33 protein-coding genes are annotated in these 18,732 nt (G+C 45.2%); 9 read left to right on the top strand and 24 right to left on the bottom strand.

Going from position 1 to position 18,732, the window contains the following annotated elements:
• Positions 1-235: 235 nt before the first annotated feature.
• From R7E51_RS09950 to R7E51_RS09925, 6 genes are all read left to right on the top strand, one after another.
• The gene (locus tag R7E51_RS09950; RefSeq protein WP_005390018.1) at positions 236-805 is read left to right on the top strand and encodes an SPOR domain-containing protein; all 570 of its coding nucleotides are present in this window, start codon (positions 236-238) and stop codon (positions 803-805) included.
• Positions 806-954: 149 nt separating this feature from the next.
• On the top strand, positions 955-1,944 hold the full coding sequence (locus tag R7E51_RS09945) for a D-alanine--D-alanine ligase (protein ID WP_033907069.1): 990 nt from the start codon (positions 955-957) through the stop codon (positions 1,942-1,944).
• 128 nt (positions 1,945-2,072) lie between these two features.
• Entirely contained in the window at positions 2,073-2,459 is a 387-nt protein-coding gene (locus R7E51_RS09940) for a DUF3319 domain-containing protein (protein WP_005376294.1), read from the top strand.
• A gap of 1 nt (position 2,460) precedes the next feature.
• Complete coding sequence (gene yciH / locus R7E51_RS09935; protein WP_005376292.1) at positions 2,461-2,772, top strand: stress response translation initiation inhibitor YciH; 312 nt, start codon at positions 2,461-2,463, stop codon at positions 2,770-2,772.
• Positions 2,773-3,259: 487 nt separating this feature from the next.
• On the top strand, positions 3,260-3,688 hold the full coding sequence (locus tag R7E51_RS09930) for a phage protein (RefSeq protein WP_206957521.1): 429 nt from the start codon (positions 3,260-3,262) through the stop codon (positions 3,686-3,688).
• 73 nt (positions 3,689-3,761) lie between these two features.
• Positions 3,762-4,499, top strand: a complete 738-nt coding sequence (locus tag R7E51_RS09925) for a hypothetical protein (RefSeq protein WP_206957523.1) — start codon at positions 3,762-3,764, stop codon at positions 4,497-4,499.
• Positions 4,500-4,665: 166 nt separating this feature from the next.
• Here the strand turns inward: R7E51_RS09925 and R7E51_RS09920 are convergent, their stop codons facing one another.
• From R7E51_RS09920 to R7E51_RS09820, 21 genes are all read right to left on the bottom strand, one after another.
• On the bottom strand, positions 4,666-4,851 hold the full coding sequence (locus R7E51_RS09920; RefSeq protein WP_029823315.1) for a hypothetical protein: 186 nt from the start codon (positions 4,849-4,851) through the stop codon (positions 4,666-4,668).
• The gene (locus R7E51_RS09915) at positions 4,832-5,059 is read right to left on the bottom strand and encodes a hypothetical protein (protein ID WP_005457391.1); all 228 of its coding nucleotides are present in this window, start codon (positions 5,057-5,059) and stop codon (positions 4,832-4,834) included. The genes R7E51_RS09920 and R7E51_RS09915 overlap by 20 nt, the downstream gene beginning before the upstream one ends.
• A gap of 50 nt (positions 5,060-5,109) precedes the next feature.
• Entirely contained in the window at positions 5,110-5,580 is a 471-nt protein-coding gene (locus tag R7E51_RS09910) for a structural protein (protein WP_206957525.1), read from the bottom strand.
• Between the two features lie 2 nt (positions 5,581-5,582).
• A complete protein-coding gene (locus tag R7E51_RS09905) occupies positions 5,583-6,707 on the bottom strand; it encodes a TasA family protein (RefSeq protein WP_206957526.1) in 1,125 nt (374 codons plus the stop codon).
• Between the two features lie 3 nt (positions 6,708-6,710).
• Positions 6,711-7,451 carry a hypothetical protein gene (locus tag R7E51_RS09900; protein ID WP_206957528.1) on the bottom strand — a complete coding sequence of 247 codons (741 nt, stop codon included), beginning with the start codon at positions 7,449-7,451 and terminating at the stop codon, positions 6,711-6,713.
• Positions 7,448-7,963, bottom strand: coding sequence for a hypothetical protein (locus R7E51_RS09895; protein ID WP_005457437.1), 516 nt, complete (start codon positions 7,961-7,963; stop codon positions 7,448-7,450). Before R7E51_RS09895 ends, R7E51_RS09900 begins: the two co-directional genes overlap by 4 nt.
• The gene (locus R7E51_RS09890) at positions 7,964-8,350 is read right to left on the bottom strand and encodes a hypothetical protein (RefSeq protein WP_029823319.1); all 387 of its coding nucleotides are present in this window, start codon (positions 8,348-8,350) and stop codon (positions 7,964-7,966) included. It lies immediately after the preceding gene.
• Positions 8,335-8,532 (bottom strand): hypothetical protein, encoded by a 198-nt coding sequence (locus R7E51_RS09885; protein WP_005457419.1) that lies wholly within the window; start codon positions 8,530-8,532, stop codon positions 8,335-8,337. Before R7E51_RS09885 ends, R7E51_RS09890 begins: the two co-directional genes overlap by 16 nt.
• Complete coding sequence (locus R7E51_RS09880; RefSeq protein WP_017636141.1) at positions 8,529-8,672, bottom strand: hypothetical protein; 144 nt, start codon at positions 8,670-8,672, stop codon at positions 8,529-8,531. Before R7E51_RS09880 ends, R7E51_RS09885 begins: the two co-directional genes overlap by 4 nt.
• Complete coding sequence (locus R7E51_RS09875; RefSeq protein WP_025627790.1) at positions 8,672-8,980, bottom strand: hypothetical protein; 309 nt, start codon at positions 8,978-8,980, stop codon at positions 8,672-8,674. Before R7E51_RS09875 ends, R7E51_RS09880 begins: the two co-directional genes overlap by 1 nt.
• Positions 8,981-8,989: 9 nt before the next feature.
• A complete protein-coding gene (locus R7E51_RS09870) occupies positions 8,990-9,817 on the bottom strand; it encodes a major capsid protein P2 (RefSeq protein ID WP_181881291.1) in 828 nt (275 codons plus the stop codon).
• Entirely contained in the window at positions 9,817-9,945 is a 129-nt protein-coding gene (locus R7E51_RS09865; protein WP_005457441.1) for a hypothetical protein, read from the bottom strand. Before R7E51_RS09865 ends, R7E51_RS09870 begins: the two co-directional genes overlap by 1 nt.
• 123 nt (positions 9,946-10,068) lie before the next feature.
• A complete protein-coding gene (locus R7E51_RS09860) occupies positions 10,069-10,827 on the bottom strand; it encodes a hypothetical protein (protein WP_062730599.1) in 759 nt (252 codons plus the stop codon).
• Positions 10,799-11,254, bottom strand: a complete 456-nt coding sequence (locus tag R7E51_RS09855) for a hypothetical protein (protein WP_206957530.1) — start codon at positions 11,252-11,254, stop codon at positions 10,799-10,801. Before R7E51_RS09855 ends, R7E51_RS09860 begins: the two co-directional genes overlap by 29 nt.
• A complete protein-coding gene (locus tag R7E51_RS09850; protein ID WP_206957532.1) occupies positions 11,244-11,789 on the bottom strand; it encodes a hypothetical protein in 546 nt (181 codons plus the stop codon). The genes R7E51_RS09855 and R7E51_RS09850 overlap by 11 nt, the downstream gene beginning before the upstream one ends.
• Positions 11,782-12,093: a hypothetical protein gene (locus R7E51_RS09845; RefSeq protein ID WP_005457413.1), complete on the bottom strand. Its 312-nt coding sequence runs from the start codon at positions 12,091-12,093 to the stop codon at positions 11,782-11,784. Before R7E51_RS09845 ends, R7E51_RS09850 begins: the two co-directional genes overlap by 8 nt.
• Positions 12,094-12,096: 3 nt before the next feature.
• On the bottom strand, positions 12,097-12,291 hold the full coding sequence (locus R7E51_RS09840; RefSeq protein WP_172563183.1) for a hypothetical protein: 195 nt from the start codon (positions 12,289-12,291) through the stop codon (positions 12,097-12,099).
• A 17-nt stretch (positions 12,292-12,308) separates the two neighbouring features.
• Positions 12,309-14,126, bottom strand: a complete 1,818-nt coding sequence (locus R7E51_RS09835; protein WP_115385996.1) for a replication endonuclease — start codon at positions 14,124-14,126, stop codon at positions 12,309-12,311.
• A 12-nt stretch (positions 14,127-14,138) separates the two neighbouring features.
• A complete protein-coding gene (locus R7E51_RS09830) occupies positions 14,139-14,492 on the bottom strand; it encodes a hypothetical protein (protein ID WP_025627687.1) in 354 nt (117 codons plus the stop codon).
• Positions 14,493-14,494: 2 nt separating this feature from the next.
• The gene (locus R7E51_RS09825) at positions 14,495-14,755 is read right to left on the bottom strand and encodes a hypothetical protein (protein ID WP_025627686.1); all 261 of its coding nucleotides are present in this window, start codon (positions 14,753-14,755) and stop codon (positions 14,495-14,497) included.
• The gene (locus R7E51_RS09820) at positions 14,752-14,943 is read right to left on the bottom strand and encodes a hypothetical protein (protein WP_029825092.1); all 192 of its coding nucleotides are present in this window, start codon (positions 14,941-14,943) and stop codon (positions 14,752-14,754) included. Before R7E51_RS09820 ends, R7E51_RS09825 begins: the two co-directional genes overlap by 4 nt.
• Before the next feature lie 145 nt (positions 14,944-15,088).
• On the opposite strand from R7E51_RS09820, the gene R7E51_RS09815 reads away from it, so the two are divergent.
• Entirely contained in the window at positions 15,089-15,352 is a 264-nt protein-coding gene (locus tag R7E51_RS09815) for a helix-turn-helix domain-containing protein (protein ID WP_029825094.1), read from the top strand.
• Positions 15,353-15,392: 40 nt separating this feature from the next.
• Here R7E51_RS09815 and R7E51_RS09810 read toward each other — a convergent pair whose 3' ends face one another.
• Positions 15,393-15,626, bottom strand: coding sequence for a hypothetical protein (locus R7E51_RS09810; protein WP_017820154.1), 234 nt, complete (start codon positions 15,624-15,626; stop codon positions 15,393-15,395).
• Between the two features lie 367 nt (positions 15,627-15,993).
• Positions 15,994-16,224, bottom strand: coding sequence for a hypothetical protein (locus R7E51_RS09805; protein ID WP_242531381.1), 231 nt, complete (start codon positions 16,222-16,224; stop codon positions 15,994-15,996).
• Positions 16,225-16,305: 81 nt separating this feature from the next.
• Between R7E51_RS09805 and R7E51_RS09800 the strand changes: the two genes are divergently transcribed.
• Together R7E51_RS09800 and R7E51_RS09795 are read left to right on the top strand one after the other, a co-directional pair.
• Positions 16,306-17,145 carry a LysR family transcriptional regulator gene (locus R7E51_RS09800; RefSeq protein WP_017820156.1) on the top strand — a complete coding sequence of 280 codons (840 nt, stop codon included), beginning with the start codon at positions 16,306-16,308 and terminating at the stop codon, positions 17,143-17,145.
• A gap of 296 nt (positions 17,146-17,441) precedes the next feature.
• Positions 17,442-17,654 (top strand): hypothetical protein, encoded by a 213-nt coding sequence (locus tag R7E51_RS09795; RefSeq protein ID WP_005376260.1) that lies wholly within the window; start codon positions 17,442-17,444, stop codon positions 17,652-17,654.
• Positions 17,655-17,745: 91 nt separating this feature from the next.
• Here R7E51_RS09795 and R7E51_RS09790 read toward each other — a convergent pair whose 3' ends face one another.
• The gene (locus R7E51_RS09790; RefSeq protein WP_053349900.1) at positions 17,746-18,135 is read right to left on the bottom strand and encodes a universal stress protein; all 390 of its coding nucleotides are present in this window, start codon (positions 18,133-18,135) and stop codon (positions 17,746-17,748) included.
• Positions 18,136-18,732 lie beyond the last annotated feature (597 nt).

Below are 18,732 nucleotides of genomic sequence, written 5' to 3'. Positions count from 1 at the left end.
CTGACTCCTGGCCGTTTGTAAGTCACGTTGGCTTCTCGGTTTCATATCAATCATAAACGAATAATTTACTGATAAAACATCTTCAGACCAGACATTGCAGAAAATGTGTACGATGCTTATGGAGTTTGTGTTATTCATCACATCAAAATCACAGATTATTGTATTTGATGCTTGATAAACGGCCCTGCTATCGGCATGATTTATCGTAATATTTATCCAGAGCATTTGTTACTTCATGAAAAAAATCGCAATCATCGGCTTGTCAGTTCTGCTTTCTGCTTGTGCATCTGAAACTTACATCACGGATGTGACCTCAGAAAGTTACCGAGAGGACTACAAATCAGATCGTATCTCTAAACCAATTATGGCGTCTGAAAACGCTGTAGTAGAAAAAGACGTACAACCAACTGTTGTGAAAATGACGGCAAAGCCTGAAGAAAAGAAAGTAGTCAAGCTAACGCCAAAAGAGCAGGCGAAGCCAGTTAAGATCGTACCACCAAGTAAAAAGCAAGCTGGCATTCAACGATTCGGCTATACCATTCAAGTCGCAGCTGTGGGTAGCCAAGCTAAAGTCGATCAGTTTGCAAATAAGCTGCCACAGAACGGTCAGCCAATTTGGGAAAACTACAAAGTTGTAAACGGTACTAAGTGGTTCTCAGTTTTATACGGAGACTACGCAACAAGCGCAGAAGCCAAGCAAGCGATTTCGACTTTGCCAGCTCAATTTCAGCAGTTAAGACCATTTGTTAAAAGCATTGATGCAATCAAAAACTCAGCTTACCCAACGCTTAACAAATTAAATTAACACATCAAATAAGGGAGCGAATAGCTCCCTTATTTATTTGCTCAAATCCTATTCGAACAACATTCCTCACATTAAAATTACTGTACGTCACACTTCAAAGGTTTATCATAATAAATAGTATCTTTTGTAGGTCACGGAAAGATGGATTCATGATTAAAAATATTCTTTTACTATGCGGCGGTGGCTCTTCTGAGCACGAGATTTCATTATTGTCTGCAAATTTTGTCGAACAACAACTAAATCTTATTGAAGACGTTCACGTTACACGCGTAGAAATAAAAAACGAAGGTTGGATGACCAACCAAGGTGAGTTGGTTTACTTGGATCTCAATACCAAGCAGTTGTGCTCAAGTGAATCTAATCAAACCATTGATTTCATCGTGCCTTGTATACATGGTTTTCCTGGCGAAACAGGCGACATTCAATCTCTGTTTGAAATCGCAGGTATTCCTTATCTTGGCTGCGGGCCAGAAGCGAGTAGCAATAGTTTCAATAAAATCACATCTAAGCTTTGGTACGACGCTATCGGCATACCCAATACGCCATACTTATTCTTAACGCGAAACGATGAAGAAGCTCACGTTCAAGCTCATAAAGCCTTTGAAAAGTGGGGAAAAGTTTTTGTTAAAGCCGCTCGCCAAGGCTCTTCCGTTGGCTGTTACAGTGTCACAGAAAAAGACAAGCTTTCTAATGCAGTAAATGATGCTTTTGGGTTTTCTGACCAAGTGTTGGTTGAGAAAGCAGTAAAACCTCGAGAACTTGAAGTTGCTGCATATGAGATGAATGGCCAACTACATATCACTAAGCCAGGCGAGGTCATCGCGCCTGATGGTGCTTTTTACTCGTACGATGAAAAGTACAGCAGTTCAAGTCACTCGCTCACAGAAGTTGAGGCGAAGAATCTAACTCAAATACAATTAGATTCCATCCAACACGCGTCTGAGACGGTATTTAAACAAATGAATCTTCGTCATTTATCTCGTATCGACTTTTTCCTAACGGAAGATGATGAGATTTACTTAAACGAAGTAAACACATTTCCAGGAATGACTCCGATCTCAATGTTCCCTAAAATGCTTCAAAACAACGGGCACAAATTTCATGAGTTCTTGGAAGATTGTATAAACAGTGCAAAGTGATTAACGTTATCGAGACGCGTTTTATGATACAAGTTGTTTTCTAGAGCAAGGTTTATTCAAGCCGTATTTGAATATTGCTCAGTAGCAATTATGATTATATCAACGCATTAAACAGATGACTCAGTGGTATGGCGATTTCAAATTATAGAGGTTTTAACCTGCAGTCAGTCGGATCAGATGGCAGTGTTTGGAAGGTTAAAATCAAGAACCACGTCTTACAGGGAAGTTTGACGGCGGTAAAGAAAAGCATTGATTGGTGGTGTGACACCGCATCGATTATTGATCCCAAAGAGTTTGCTTCACTCGGACAGAGAGTGCAGCAAACAGGTGTTGCAAAATCAGAGGTCTTTAACGGCTATACTATTCAAAATGATACAGGCCAACCTAACTCTTGGTACTGTATGTTTAATGGTAAACTGATTAAGGGCAGTAAAGCCGCTATTCAACGCCATATCGAAGCTTATTTGGTTGCAAAGCAAAAAGCGATGCAAGCTCAACAACAAAAGAAACAATAGAATGACTCTGGTATATTCAACAGAAACCGGTCGAATTAAACCGGAAGAAGAAAAAGTATCTCGCCCTAAAGGCGATGGTGTTGTTCGGATTCAGCGCCAAACGAAAGGCCGTAAAGGTAAAGGCGTATGCATTGTTACAGGTTTAGACTTGGATGATGCACCTTTAAAGTTATTAGCGGCAGAACTCAAAAAAGTCTGTGGCTGTGGTGGCTCTGTAAAAGATGGCAATATCGAGATTCAAGGTGATGCTAGAGACAAGATCAAGGCACATCTTGAAAAGAAAGGCATGACAGTCAAATTAGCCGGTGGCTAATTTAATATTTCCAGTAAACAAAAATGGCGTCTAAAGAAATAGACGCCATTTTTTATAAGTTGCTAATTGAAGAGCAAGCAATCGTAGATTGATAGATCGATATTAGCTATTTTATGGTAAATAACCATTATGTTTAATGCTCACCGTAAGGCCCTTAAATTTAAAATCTGCAGGGGAATAGGAGCATACTCAGACAACATTTAGCGTACGGCGATATACAATTTAACATAATATACATAATGCGCACTGACTTTAGTTTTAGTTACACCGATTTACGCTCTGATACTTCTTGATTTAATTTCGACTCAACAAAATATAAGTCCTTGTTTTGTCAGTCGCATTTCACCTAAGTTTGTTTTTTTTCTCTCTAATGCCTCATTAACATCGCCACCCACGCGTTTTGGCCTAAGTCGTGATTTGTTAAATTTTTCGGCTTTGCCACGCGAAAAAAAATTTTAAGAATATAAAGAATTTCGAGGCACATCACATGACAAAAGAGTCTTTCACTACGTTGTTTTGGCAAAACTTCACGAGCATTAAGCACGGCGCTGAGTTTTTTCACGTTAAACCTGTCACCGTTCGTCGTTGGTTAGATGGCCGCATTTTGATAAATCCAATGGCTGAAAAGCTACTTTTGATTAAAAGTCTCGGTTTTCTTCCAAACGACAATCGTTGGACGGGATTTCGGATTGATGAGAAACGCGCTGTTTTGATTTGTCCTGACGGTCGTCAGCTCAGCCCGACAGAATTAAAGGAACAAGCCCTTTGGCGTGATGAATACAAGGAATTGGTGGCTCGATATGGTCATATCGAAGCGCCTAAGATTACAGAGTTGCAATCCACGCCGCACCCGTTTCGTGGTGGTCGTAGAAATGCGGCGCCTTGGGTGCCAACCAAACTCAGAGCTCAAAAATAAAGTTATAACCGCCTAGCATTGTATATTTAATGCTTGTTGTTATAACATTTGGCAAATTTTTTGGAGTTAGATCATGAGCTCGCTTGATAACAGCAAGTCCTATAAAGATAACCTATCAACAACAACTATCGGTAGGAATCTCACAATTGCTTCTGTAGTTCTATTTTTGCAACTGGAGAATTACCTAGCATTAAATAAGCTTCCTTTTGTTGGAGTTGGAGTTTCCGGAACAAAAGCTGAAATATCCTTTATTATCTTTCTGATTGTGTGTTATTTCCTATACAAATTTACCGTATATAGAAAAAGTGAGGAACCTTTCTCTCGTTCGAATGAGCTTACACATCACTACTTGGAGCGGTACTTTGAATGGATTGGAAAAAGGGTGGCAAGCAAAACAAAAGAAGCTATTTGGGCTGGGCATGATAGAGTTGGAAGAGTCGATGTAAGATCAGTACTAGAGAAAACAAACGATCCTGACTGGACAAGGTACGATTTGGACGCTGTGTCGTGCAATTCAGTTCTTGTTCCAAAGCAGTCCGATATTCGTGAACGATTAAAGTATAAAGAAGAGAAAGACAAAGTCGAGTTGCTAGTATTCTTTTCTATCGGATATCGTTACTCTAGAAGAGACTGTGTAGATATTCTTTCAAGTACAGATCAATTCTCTTACGCTCTGAAATACTCGGAATACTGCAAGATTTATAAGCTTGCTTCTACACTTAGCTATTTAAGGCTGCCTGACTTTTTGGAAAAATCGTTTCCATACTTTTTAGGAATCGGTTCAGCGCTCAACTATCTATTAAGTTTGTAGCAAAAAGCCGAACCCCATCGCTAAGGGTTCGGCTTTTTAGGCTTCTGCTTTGGTGGCGTCATTTGAAGCCTGTCGAGGTCAATCGACCCGCCAAAAGTATCGGCTCCCTACTCGCTGTGTAAATCGTCATTAATGACGATTCGAACCAGTTCGCAGGTTTTAAGCCTTAGCTTTCATTGTTGCGCGTTGCCGTTAGAACCAAAACACTTTCTCGCACATCTTGCAGCCCTTGAGTAAGCTGCTTATTGATGGCGATTTGATACTTGAGATTCATGCCGATAAGTACAAACATGACCAGCGACTCAGACGAAAAGCCCAAGCCCGACAAGGCGTTAATTAAGGCGTTTTCCATCCAAGCCCCCTACTTTTTTGCTTGGTTTCCACTTGTCCGGCAGCGATTCATAAGCACCAATCACGGCAGGAATCGCCAAGCCAACCGCACCGCCGAAATTGACGCCCGTGTCGGTCATTTCCACGCTGAATAAATGGCCGTAGCCCGTTGCCGCAGCGATAACAGAACCAAGAAGCGTTAAGCCTTTTAATGTTGAACGTTCAAACATAATTTTTTCCTTAATATAGTTAAACGTCATATGACGCTATCAATGACGTTTTAAACCAGATTGACGCCTTTCAGCACCGTGTGTTTGCTGTAATGGCGACCCACTTCCATGACGCTCATGGCGTGAAGCACTTCGACCAACAACGGCTTGTTGTTCACTAAATCAATGCGCTCATCCATACCGACACCCACGCGACCCGCAACAAAGCGTGCATAGTTGGCCGTGTGGTTTTCGTTTGGTGGCGCAAAGCGGTGAATGATTTCGGTCAGCGTGTGCAGTTCGTGGCGCAATTGGTAGTTACGCAGCAAAATCGCTCCGGCACGAAAGCCCCATTCGGGCGCTTTAAAGGTTTCAAAGGCTTTATCGCGTGACGGCGTCACCTTGCCTTTCCATGCATTGGCGGCAATGCGAATGTTAAGCGGGTTATGGATGCGAATCCCGCGAACGCTTGATGTGGTTGAGGTTGTCATAGTAAAGGCTCCAATCCCTAAGAGTATGATGACAAAGATAAATAGCGGCATAACTACACCGCTTGATAGTTGGCTGAGCTGAAGTAATTCAAGTGCACAGGCGATTCCGAGTAGTACGCCATGATGACGGTGGTTGCATCGGCAACCGCTCCGCGCACACTGACTTGGTCATAACGGGTTTTCACCACTTCGGCGGGCAAGTTTTGCACGGTGTAGTATCCTGGCGTGCCTTTTAAGCTCGCAAAGATAAGGTGCTTTTCCATACCAAACGGCATCAAAAACTTACTCACGTTGAGGTGGACGCCCGCTTCAACATCTGCTTTGCTGAATTCGCCAAACGACTCCGTCAGACGAAAGCGGCGCGTGGCGGTATCGCTCGGCGTCAGGTCTGGAATGGTGTCGAGTTCATCAGGGTTTAAAAACACGCCCGCACTGACTGGACTTGAAGTGAACTCGCCCAAGCTGGTATCTGACTCCACAAAGTAAGCGTACAAACCGCCCGCTTGGAGTTTGATGCCGTGCAACCATGCTTGTGAAAACTGGTTAAACCCAGCTTCGGCGGGAATCTGCGCTTGTGCCACATACCCGACGAAATCGCCGTTTGCATCAAGTTCAAGCAAACCAAAGCGCACGGCGGTGTTCTTTTCACCACGGAAAAACAAGCTGTACGATTGATTTTCTGGCACCCACGCGGTGCCCTCATCGTTGAGTGCTCGAAGCTCTCGGTCAAAAGGCGCACTGAACACACTGAAATGCAACACTCGGCTGTTTGAGCCTGTCGCCAGTAGATAGGACGCTTTGGCTGTGTAGTCGAACTTCTCAATATCACCGCCCAGACTTGAGTACGCCACGCTGTGATAATCGCTCACGCCATCAATCGGCACGACTTCCACACCCCAACCCACGGGAGCCGGACGGCCAAAGCTGCGCCCAAGGTGCATTTGGTTCGCGGCTTGGTCTTTGTAGGTGTAAGCATTGGTGAGCCAACGTAATTGATGCGGTGAACCCATCGCCAAATCAACACCAGAATGGGATAACTCAGGGTTTACCAATAGGTTTTGCGGTGCGTCGCTTGCGTTCTCTGCACTCGCGGCCTTGGCGTCGTCGATGCAATCGGCCAAGTATTCAATTTTGTTGCGTGGGTCGCCGTTGGGTAGGTTCTCTCGTACTTGTCCCATGCGTTAAATCTCCATAGTCGTGACGGTGTCACCCGCCGTACCTGTTAAGATCATGTCGGCCGTGCTTTCGATGGTGATGCGCTCGCCCGCTTCCAGTTCAAACGCATCAATAAACACCGAGGCGCTATTAGCTTTCGCGGCCTTAATCGTGATGGCTTTGCGTGTGGCGTTTTGCGCGATGTTGTGCGGGAACACGCTCACAGCTTCAGTCACAAGACCGTTACTGACTTGCTCATCCACTTTGACCACTTGTGCAGCTTCGAGCGTGACCGCGGGCAATGATTGAACATTCACAGGTTGCGGCGCTTTGAATTCAACAGGCGGTAAAGCAGTGACGCCGAGCTGTTGATTCGCAGCCAATTCAACCGCGGGAAGCTGATTCACTGCCAGTTGTTGATTGGGCGCGATTTCTACCGCGGGTAATTGTTCAACCGTCACACTTGGCATTTGTTCAATCACCACGTTCGGCAGTGCTTGAACCACGACGCTTTGACCCTCAACAGGCGGCGTAAACGTTCCAAAACCAAACTGGATTTCAATCTGGTTGTCAGTACGGCTTGAGATAAGCAAACGCCCAAGGTGTTTACCCTCGCCCACGTTAAACACCGACGACTTACCGAGCGTGACGCGCTCACCGGACGATTCCCGATAGATTTCGATTTCAGCTTGCGCCGCTTTCAGATACAGCCAATTACCATCTGGCGTCAGCGGGATGGCTTGCCCCGCGATTAGTTGCGTGTTCATCGTTTCTTCACCATTACGTAGCCAAGCACCAACACAAGCACAATCGCGAGAACGACCATCATCTTGCTTGTTTCGACTTGCCCGCCGTCTTGTTTGAATTTCGCCAAGTCCATCATGGCTTGTAGATTCTTCGAGTTCTGCGCCGCTTGGCTGCCCGCCAGTCCCGCCAACATATCGAGGTTTTCACTGTTGGTTGAGGCGTACGTTGCCAAGGAATCGCCCGCAAAATCGGCCACTTCATCAATGGCGGTTTCGGCAATGTCGTGCGTGGTGTCCATCGCTTCAAGTGAAATACGCTCATTGCTATTGAGCATCTCGCCACCAAACTCAAAGGCCTGTTCGCCAAGCTCCATGGCGGCGTTCACTGCGCCGTGGTCGGTCATGGTGGTGTTGATGGTCGAGTTATTCACACCCGAAATCGCCACACCGAGGTTATCGCCACTAATGGCATTCTGACCGCTGACGTTAGTCGTGTTACTGGTATTACTCGATTTTGATTTAGAACTACCCATTTACTGCACTCCCAAATCCAAACGAATAAAGTCACCGTCTTGCTTGGCGGTCACACCAATTGAACGCACCAAACGGGCGACACCATCAAAGGCGGTGTCGGCGGTCATGGATGACATGCCCGCCGCTTTCACCACTTTGCATAACTGGATAATTCCCGAACGCAGACCACGCCCCGCGACGCCCCACAAAAAGTAATTATCCCCGTCTCGCTCACCCGCAATGATGAGATCATTTTCATTGCTGATTAGGCGATACAAACTCACGCGGCCATCCTTGACCGCTTTGCACAATTCAACATACGCATCAGGGCAAGCGCGAAACGCGGGCTTGAGTTCACCAAGCGCACGTTTCGATTGCGTCACGACTTCAATTACTTCTTTTTCCATAGCAACACCGCCGCAATCACAATCACTACAAGAATCATCAACGTGGTGGAATTACCCCCGCCCATGTTGATATTGCCTACCGAGAGGCTGCCACTTGATTCACCATCGGCACCGCTGACCGCGGGTCCACCGTTGGCGCTAATTGGCATCGAGCCGGAATTGCCTAAAAGCCCACCAATCATAATTTGAATCCTTTCTTGTACAGGACATAACACACCAGAAGCAGACCGAGCACCCATCCGATGCGGTCAAACCCGCCCGAGACTTTGATGCCCGCCCATACGCCCACCGCACCTGCAATCAGGTATGGAATAAACGGCATTACTTCTTCCCCTTAGCGACGTAGAACATCGCCAATAACAACAGTACGAACAGCATTCCCATCATCAGGTGCGTGGTGGTCACCCCCGCAAACGCGGAGGTGTACACAGGCTCACCCGTGGGTTGTTGGTAGTCGTTATTGTGCTTTCGCTGTTCATCTGGATTGCTGGATTCGACGCGTTGAGCTTCGTTCTCAATCTTTACGCCGAGCCAGTCCTTGCCCAAGTCGGTGACGTCGGTCATCAGTTCGCCGCCCGTTTCTAAGACGCCATCCCAAATGGAACCCCACATGCTTTGCTCTTGCGCCATAACGCCCCCTTACTGCGCGGTAGGCACCGCCACTTGTTCGATGGCTTCAATCAGCACCGGAATACTACCCGCCGCCGTTTTTTCCACTTCAAACGCCAGTTGTTTCATGGCCGCCGTTGGTAAACGCGCTTCGCTGCCAAACCCGCAACGCGTGAAGTCCATAGAGAAGAAGCCCGCATTCTGCTCACGACCCGCCGCAGCTAAGTCGTAGGCGTTATCGGTCTTGTTGACGTTGAGCTCTTCACGTTCATCACGCAGGACGCGAACGCGTTCAATCGTGTTGTCTTTGAGGTGCAAACGCTTGATAGACAGCGCCGCGCTACGCTCGGCAAAGTCAAACGGTGTGCGACCACTTGATGCGGCGTACCACGTTTGCGAATAGATGCGCGGCATGTAGATACGTTGGCTTTGCGCCGCCGTGGTATGAGCACGAGCGCGAATCATTGGCGCCGCGGCACCCGTTTTGGCTTTTAGCTGGATGTACATGAACCAGATTTCGCCTTGCAGCGTCACAAGCTCACCTGTACGGATACCCAGTTTGGTACGCATCGACAAATCCGAGAAGTTCAGAACGTAGCGACCCGCTTGCACGTATTCTTTCTTGTGCTCTTGTAAGTCGATAAGGTCTTGACCCGTCACGTTGACGATTTCACGGCCGTTCACTTTCACTGTGATGCGCTCGATGTCTGCCGCGTCGAGAATGTCCGTCACCAGTTCAATGTTTTGGTAAGTTGGACCCGATACCAAGCGCAAGGTGGCTTGGTTGCCCCAGTTCACACCCTCAACAGGGTCAAGCTCACGTGGACGCGGGTTAAAAGGTTGTTTTAGTGCTTCCATTAGAACCACCCATTTTCGCCGTTAAGAGTTTCACGCACTGGGTTTAGCACGCTGATATTGTTGATAGCGGCAATCACGATTAACGTGATAATCAGTGCCATCAATAGGTTTTTGTGTTGTTGTTTCATGTTGTCCCTTTCGGTTGTACACGGTTAAAAAGTGATTTCATGAAACAGGGAAACGGACAGGCTTGGAAGTGAGAGCAACCTATAGGTTAAGTCGTTAACCTATAGGTTGAATGAGCGTTGAAATTAACGGTGAATGGTGCCCGTCAGACAGTTAAATGAGGACTTTTCCACGTTGCCGATACCATCCCGAACCAACAAATATTCGGCAATCGGCTTACCAAGCGCGGCTTTGTTGTTCTTGGCTGATTTCAACCCCGCCAAGGTATCGACGCACAAGCCTTTTTTATCGGCGAGCCATCGCGCATCGGCCATCGAGTTCACCGCACCAATCCACCATACAGGCGATTGCTCGGTCACGGTCTTAGGTACTTCCTGCCCGCGTTGGAAAATCGAATGCAGCACAAGCCCATATTGACGCCCACCGCGCCATAATTCGCCCGCCTTACCTTTGAGTTTGCCGGACGTCTCCACGCAGCTTGCAAGCTCTTCGATGATCACATGCAGCTGTTTGGCGTCGCCATTGCCCACCGCCCACACCGCGGCACTAAAAAATTCAAGTTCCTCACTACACGCGCCATCTTTAGGAATGTACGCCAGTTTGAACGACTTGCCGCGTTTACGTGCCATCACCAACGCTTTGACAAACGCCACGCGAGAACTGGTTTCAAGGCATTGTTGGCCGCGGAATTTCGCTCCCGCGTAGTTGCGGTAAGGGTCAAAAAAAACCGCTTGCGCGGCTTTTGGCACTAACCCCAAGTGCTTAACGGCGGAGGTTTTACCCCCGCCCGTGCCCGCCACGTAGATGACATGCTCGGCATCGTGTGACGGATTGGAGTTGACCGGATTGGGGAATTTAAGCGGCGTCTTTTTCTTTTTGCTCACTCTGTTTTTCCTCCTCTATCGCTAACAGCTCTTTTTGGTATGCCATGGTTTTCTTGGCACTGTAGACCAGCGACAACACTGCCAAACCGAGCACGGCCTCTTGCATGTAATCCCCAAACAGCGACGACACGCTATCACTGTGTTTTTCCAATACGGGCAACGCCGCATCAATCACCGCCGCTTTGCCTTTTTCATCAAACTCAAAATCCACACCGGAAATAATCGACGTCGCTTGTTCGGCAATGGTGAACAGCACCGACAACGCGCCCTCAAACATTTCACCCGCGGGTTGGTGGTTGTCCTCGTTGGCCGCTTCGGTTGGTAAGTCGGTTAACTCGCTGACTTCGGTTTGCTCCAGTCCACTGATAACCGCGGAAAAGTCGCCCCAATCATCTAGCTCTGGTTGGTTTTCCATTTCATCCTGCATTGATTGGTTCCCCTTGTTCGGTATCTGGTTCGGTTTGTTTCTTGGTTGGCATCAGTTGACGAATCGCCCAAATCAGCAAGGCGACAAAGGCTATCCCCGCTAAGACTTTTTTAACCGGAAACGGCGGCTTTTTAACGGGCGTTGGTGCGGGTTCCGGTTCGGTTACTTGCTCGGTTTCAACGCTTGGCGCTTCCACTTGTTCATCAGCAGCAATGCTAGGCATATCAGTGCTTGCAACGATTTCCGGTACTGGTTCAACCGTTGGCGATTCAGCCTCAATTGTGACGGCGTCACTCACTTCTAGCTGTTCAACCGAGTCAACCATGTTGGTTTCAACAAAAGCGTTAATGCTCTTGCTCATTGGGCTGTTGCCACAGCTCGGACACTTGTAATACAGCAGTCCTAAGTTGCGCCCGTTTTTGGTTGGCTCGCCCTCGGCAATCAGCTTGCCCTCACCGACGCGATGCACGGTTGAGGGACTTTGGCAAACGGGGCACGATACGTGCCCGCGAATTGGGTTGGGATGTTTACTCATCGGCGGCCGCCTCGACTGTTTCCAATTGCTGCATGTTGCCTTTGACACAACCGCGGTACTTTTCACGCACCTTGTTGTTGAGCTTGGTTAATTGCTCGATTTGGTCAAACAGCGTCGGATTTAACCCGAACGCTTCAAGCGAAAAGTTACCCGTCATGAGCATCTTGCTTGCACGTTTGATAATTGCGTTGGTGTCCATGTTTTTGAACTGGCTCAACTCCTTTTCGACACTGGCGTTGAGTTTGTCGGCCGCATCGAGCGCGGCCATTGCTTGCTGACATTCTTTGAGAGATAGCATTTCCATTGTTTAAGCCTCGGCTAGTTCTTCATCGGTGTTCGGTTTGTTCTGAATCTGTTTATTGACTTCCTTCATCCAGACCAACATGAGACGCCAAAACACGCCGCCTTTAGCGCGCTTTACTTCGGCTTCCATTTCTTGGGTGATTTTGTCGATGTTGCTCATTGGGTTGTCCTTACCTAGTTGCTGAAATCGTTGTCGCAAGCAATATCCCAAACGGGTTAAATCAGTCGTAATGTGTTGTTTTGTAATTTGATTGAACAGTATTGGTCGATGGAAACCGTCGCCCCATTCGCCAACGGCTCTAATAGGCATTTAACTCCCTCAAAGCTCCATCCGGTGAGCTTCTTCAACTCCGTAATGAGTGGGGAGTTACAGTTATTTTCAGTGCTCCAAGACGTCGCTCCGCGACTTTTTAAAAGACGCTTTACGTCTTTCGTTTGCACGAGTGAATAGCACTCGCTGGCGGTTTCGATGACTTGACCGCACCACTCAAAACCAATGATTTTTTTGATTGGCTCGCCGTAGTCGTTTTTATTTTCTTTGTAAGCCAACTTCGCGCCCTTAGCTAACTGACAAAACAGAGCCCATTTTGATGAGTCTGCCGCTTGTCTCAGTTCTTCTAGCTGATCATCTTTCTGGGTTTGTTCGGCTGTCGCTCGGCGTAAACTGCGCCACAAAGACACAGGCTCACCGCCAAATTGCTGAAACTGGCGAATACGATGTACCGACGCCCAAGCACGAACTTTAAATGCGCTTTCCTCGGCTTCGGTGTCTGGCATGTGCTTACCGTTGATGTTCTTCGAAACGTACTTGGCAATGTACGCCGTTGCGCCGCCCTTGCTTGGGTCGGCTTCTTTAACGTCGAAGCGTGGCGTGATGTCGTCGCCCAGTTCCTCACGGTCTGGCGCAATCGCCTCACCGCGGAGAATACGAATGATGTTGGCTTTGTCTTTGTGAGAGCAAAACAAGAAATAGTGCGCGTGACTGGTTGCGTCTTTGTGTGGCTCGGCCACACGAAAGCCAAAGTATTCAATCTCCAATTTGGCCAACTTAGCGCGAGCAAGTGACCATTGTCGCATTAACTCTGCGTGTCCGTCTTTGACGCTTGAGCCATCCCACTTTGGAGAATTGCGGTGATAACGACTCGGCAGTGTCCACGTAATAAAAAGCGCGGTGTATTCCAGTTCGTCGGCCAGTTCTTCAAAGCCACGAGAGCGAACCATCATTTCTATACGGCGATTCTCAGGGTTAGCAATGGTGCGCTTTGCCACTTCCTCTAATGGAAAGTGCTCGCCTGTTTCCTCGTTGTACACGCTCATCGACTTCATGTATTTCTCGGATTCGCGTTGCTTGCGCTTCCAGTTACTAAAGGAAATCTCTGACACGTATTTACTTTGATGGCCTTTGTCACCCACACGGCTCATGGTGATTTGGGCGTACTCGATGTAGTCACCACGCAGACGCAGCAAACGACGTTCGACCCACTTTTCCGACTGCATTTTGAGTACCGCGGCTGTTAGCATTTGCTCTAACACTTCAACGTCTTTCACTTTGAAATTCACGTATGGCGGCTTGATGTGAATGGTCTTAAGTAGCGATTTTTGCTCAGAATAAACCGCGGCCAACGCCTCAACAAAAGAGGCGTAACCCTCGGCATTTAGGCTTGATAAAATCTCGGCGCATTGGTCGGCGTACTTCTCCGCGAACTTGGTCAGCGCGTCGTCACGCATCAAGATATTGTGCGTCAATGGCTCGCTATGCGCGCCCTTTCGACTATCAACAAACGAGTAACGATTCTCGATATGGTGTGCGCACTTCAGGCCAAATTTCACCGCGTCTTTGGCGGTTTTAATCACGTTTTCACGTGTGGCGTTTTTGCGCTGTGTGCGCGCCTCTACTTTACGGCGCACATCGTTGCGAACTATCGCGGGTAAGCGTGGGAAGAATCGGCGTGAAAAGGCACTTTGATGAATAGCATCATTGGCGAACGTCTTGCCCGCCATTTTGATTTCTATGGCTTTGGTGTCGAAGTCCATGCATCCCCCTGATTAAAGGGAAGAATCCGCGCCCACTTGGGGCGCTTCATCTTGCTTGCGGATACGGTCAGCAACGCGCTCATTGTTGCGCTTAATTGCCTGATATAATTTATATACCCTTGCACTCGTTGACGCGGTGGTATTGAATTCAAAATTGCATAGACTGTTTGTATTCACTTCACTATAACGGCGCAAATTGAACGAATAAAACTCAAGGCTATCAATATAAAGCGCAAGTTCGGTGGCTTCTGGTGCGCCTAATGTTTCGACCAAACGACCAAAGGCATAGTGAATCGCAGGAGTGCTATTAGAGCGACGTGCGCCCCACATGTAAGAAAAGGCTTCACGAGCGGTTAACTTTTTCATGATTACGCCCCCTCAACTTGAGCCAATGACTCACCGTTATTTTGCGCGCCAAGCGTCGCCATACGTTGAGCCGTGGTAGTGATGTCAGTTAAGGTGTTGTTTTGTGCTTTGATGCAAGCGACAAGCGTCATCCCTTGGTAAAGCCAAAGAGAGGCTTCAACGGTTTCAAGTTCGAAACTGTCGAAGTAGATATGAGTTCCGTTGTCTTGTGATGCAACAAGTTGGCGCTGATTGCGGCGCGATTTCCAGATACTAAGATTCATGCTACAACCCCCTGACGAAAACGTGTAGGAATGTACGTCTGTTTCTTCTTAGGGAATTGCTCGGCGAACTTCTCACGTAGTTGAGCTATCTTGTTGATAGAGTTCGCCGTTTTAGCTGGGTCTGGATTGGTGCACCCTGCCATATCAGGGCAAGGTAAGTGAATAGGATTAGTAACAATACGTTCCATGTTTGTAGCCTCCGCAAGCTTGTATCATTTTTGAACTTGGGATGACGATATACAAACCGATTATGTATTCATAGTCACTATGCATAGTGAAATCGACAAAATGATCCTCTATTATGGTGTTTGAGAGCACAGGAGAGTGAACAAAATGAACTACACAAATGAACTGTTGGATGCGGTTAAAGCTAAGTACGAATTGACATCAGAGTACAAACTGGCTCAAAAACTAGACGTTAACCACAGTCGTTTGTACTGTTGGCGAAAAGGCAAAAACTCAATGGATTGGGAAGTCGCCTTTAAAATTGCCGATATGTTAAATTTAGAAGATCAATGTGTCGTCAGTGGTTTAATTGACGACAAATACAAAAACCCCCGCCTAATCAACGCCTTACATCAAATCTCAGCCGCCTAATCGACATTTTACCAAGCTATACACAATACGAACTTAAGAGTTAGAAGATTAGCATTGGTGAAGTCAGTTTAGTTACACCGTATTTGGCTGTTGCTGCTTTGCAAGCCTCATCAGCTGTCTTGTATGGACCGTGAACTTCGATTTCACCACAGCGACAACTTGATAATAACCAGTCATCAACTTTAAAACCGTGTGGCTGATTAAGTTCCTTCATTGTATCTTGGGTTACGTTCAACACTGTACACGTTGGTTCTGCATCTTGCTCATTCAACATGAGTCAACATGGACACGCATTTGCTTAACCCAAACGTATAAGTACTAGATTACCTTTATAGGAACAAAGAATCTAACAGATGTAAACTCTCTACTTTTCAATCTATACCTAGATCTTTCTTCATATGTTCACTCAACTCGTTAGTGGTTCTTACATTAATCTTATGTTTGCAATGATGGATTCTCAACTCTTCACCAAATAATTTTACTAGTGATTTGGTATACAAAGTACTAATATTATTTATTGTTCTATACAATGTATCTTTCTGATAAACAGATCTTTTCGAATTTTGTATTGCAGTCTTCATATTTTAATATCCTTACACGTTTAACTTTATAATTTAAAAAATCAATTTCAACTTTTATTATTATTTTTTCGATATGTAATGAGTCATTATCAATGATGCACAATCAACAATTAAATCACCCGAATCCAACTTAGTAATTTCACGAGACAAACTTTCTATTTTTAAATCTTTATTTTCTATATTTAATCCGATTGAGTTAATTCCTTCAGGATATCGGTTTAACTTAATATCCAATATGGTTTTATTAAGATAGTAGTCTGCCATTATTTCATGGCGGCTTTTAAATATCATTGTCCCCCTCCGATGATGCAAGTTATACTTTCCCACCAGTTAAAAGACAACGTGACTCAGAGTTGCAAAAAGGTAACAATCATGGAATTGATGAACAATGAGCTGATCTGCTTTGCAGCCATTTGTAAACACCTCTCTCTTACAGAGGCATCAAAAGAACTTGGAAAGTCTAAAGCTCAAGTCAGCAGGCAGCTAGCAGCATTAGAAAAACAACTTGGCGTAACACTCGTCCACAGAACAACAAGGAAACTCGTTTTAACTGATCATGGCGAAAGCATTAGAGAGCTTGCTATCAAGACGTTAGAGAGTTTGCACGAGTTAAATTACAGAGCTAGCTCGTTGAGTGAATGCATTGATGGAAAGTTTAAAATCACAATGCCCAACTCTATAGCCTCTTCTATTTTTGGTTCTGTTCTTAAAGACTTAAAAGAACGATATCCAAAAGTTGATTTTGAAATATCGTCAAGTAACAATGTAGAAAATTTATTAGAAAGCAACGTAGATTTAGCGATTAGGCTTAATAATGTTATTGATGACACTCTTATTGCACATAAAATTGGTGATTATAGTGATGTTTTGATATCTAGGGTAAGTAATGCCAACAACAAAACACTATTAATCTACAAACATCATTCGAATAAGGAATCAATTAAAAATCAATATACTGATGTTATCGAAGTTGATAACACCTCTATTTTAATAAACTTTGCTTCTGAGGGAGTTGGGGTTGGTGTCATTCCAAACTATCTTATTAAAAGTAACTATATAGACAAAAACATCCGAATATCGCAAACTTTTGATATAGAACGTTCCATGTATATTGCCTACCCTTATCAAAACCCTTTGCCAAGAAAGCTAGCTGAGATATCTACTTTTATTAGGTCTGAGTTATCACAAGTATTGAAGAGTGAGTCATTTTAGGGCGGTTGTTCAGATTTAGAATTTTGCGTTGTCTACTCAACTAGGCCTAACGCTAATCTTTGTAACATATTGTTTCGGCGGTATTTATTAACACCCCCATCTTTATGCTTGCTATCACAATGTGAGATGCTCTGCCGTCTTGTTATCAAGGTTTTGCGTGGAATAAATCACGTGGGGTAAACGATAGATTGACTTACATTAAAATTTTCATCAAAAGCAACTTTATATAAAATTGATTTCATACCAATCTATGTGTATCTTCTACCCATATCCCCACAATAACCAAGGAGAATGCCATGGATAAGCTACTCGCGTCTGCATTAGAAATTAAGCAGCGAACTATGGTGACTGGCTTTTTTGCTAGAAATGGATTCAAAATCGCTATGACCGATTTTGATGATGTCACTTTTGAGCGAGAAGGCGTGCAAGTTAACGTACATTTTGATCTGCAGTCAAACGCGGAGTCTGCATCTGTTTTATCTCATGAGGCATCAATCATTCCTGGCTAAAAACTTTTATTCTCACCGATATACCAAGCCGAACGTTTATGTTCGGCTTTTTAGTGACAAAAAAATGATGAGTGCGAACAAGAGTTGTCGATCACTCATCTAAATAGACGATTAATAAATCAGCTTCAACCTCGTTCACAACCTTTGGTATCGATGAAAAAAAGCGACTCAATAAGTTGTGATGATGGCCACAGACAACTAAATCTATCCCCTCTTTTTTGACGATTCCCGATAGTTTTATATGAAGATCGCCGATTACTACCATGGTCTCGTTTACTGGGTATAAGCATTTATCAGCGAGCTCTTGCAGCCTTCTTTCCAATTCTTGCTCTTCCTTCGCTTCCATGACTATCCGATCAACATCTACGTAAACAAATGAGAGTTTGCTGCTTGAGTTATCTGCTTGCATTATTGCTTTTTCGATAACGGCTTGGCTAGATTTAGATAAGTCGACAGCAACCAAAACGTGCTTGTAACCCATCATTCCTCCCTTGGTTAGTTTTTGTTCTCATATTAAGTCTAGTCCACATAGAGCGAACACAACATCAAAACTACTGCTACATGATAGTTAAAGGAGTTTAGTGTAAAACAGGCAAATAGTTTTCATTGCAACCTTGTTGCTTCCTCTCATCCAAAGATCAACGATGTTTTTCCAATTTCTTCTCTAATTATCGGACGGACTATTTAACAGGAAGGATGCCAGGAAACATTACGTTGTAACACGCGTTACTGCTCTTGATTTCTACTACTCTTGAGGTTTCATATTACCCACTTCAACGTCGCCTAGTTTAGTAAAACTACTTTAGATTAAGCATGCTCAACATGTAACGCTCCGCTCAAATCCAGGAGACGTATTTCGGCTAAAAAAAGCAGCTCAATAAGATGAACTTCGATTCATCTATCACATATGTCTGCGAGTGCTTACTGTTCTTATATCGCTTATTTAATAACTCTAGTTTAATTACCGCTATAAGTTACGGTGTATCTTTTTTATTTTTTCAGCATAATCCTCTGCCTGAGAACGAAGTCCTTTCGCGCTTTGTAATTAAATTACAAGATCAATCAAGACCAATATAGT

The organism is Vibrio sp. Vb1166, assembly GCF_033338695.1.
In the GTDB taxonomy this organism is placed as follows: Bacteria; Pseudomonadota; Gammaproteobacteria; order Enterobacterales; family Vibrionaceae; genus Vibrio; species Vibrio alginolyticus.
Note: the sequence above shows the minus strand (reverse complement) of the source record. Positions and strands in the feature narration are given on the sequence as shown.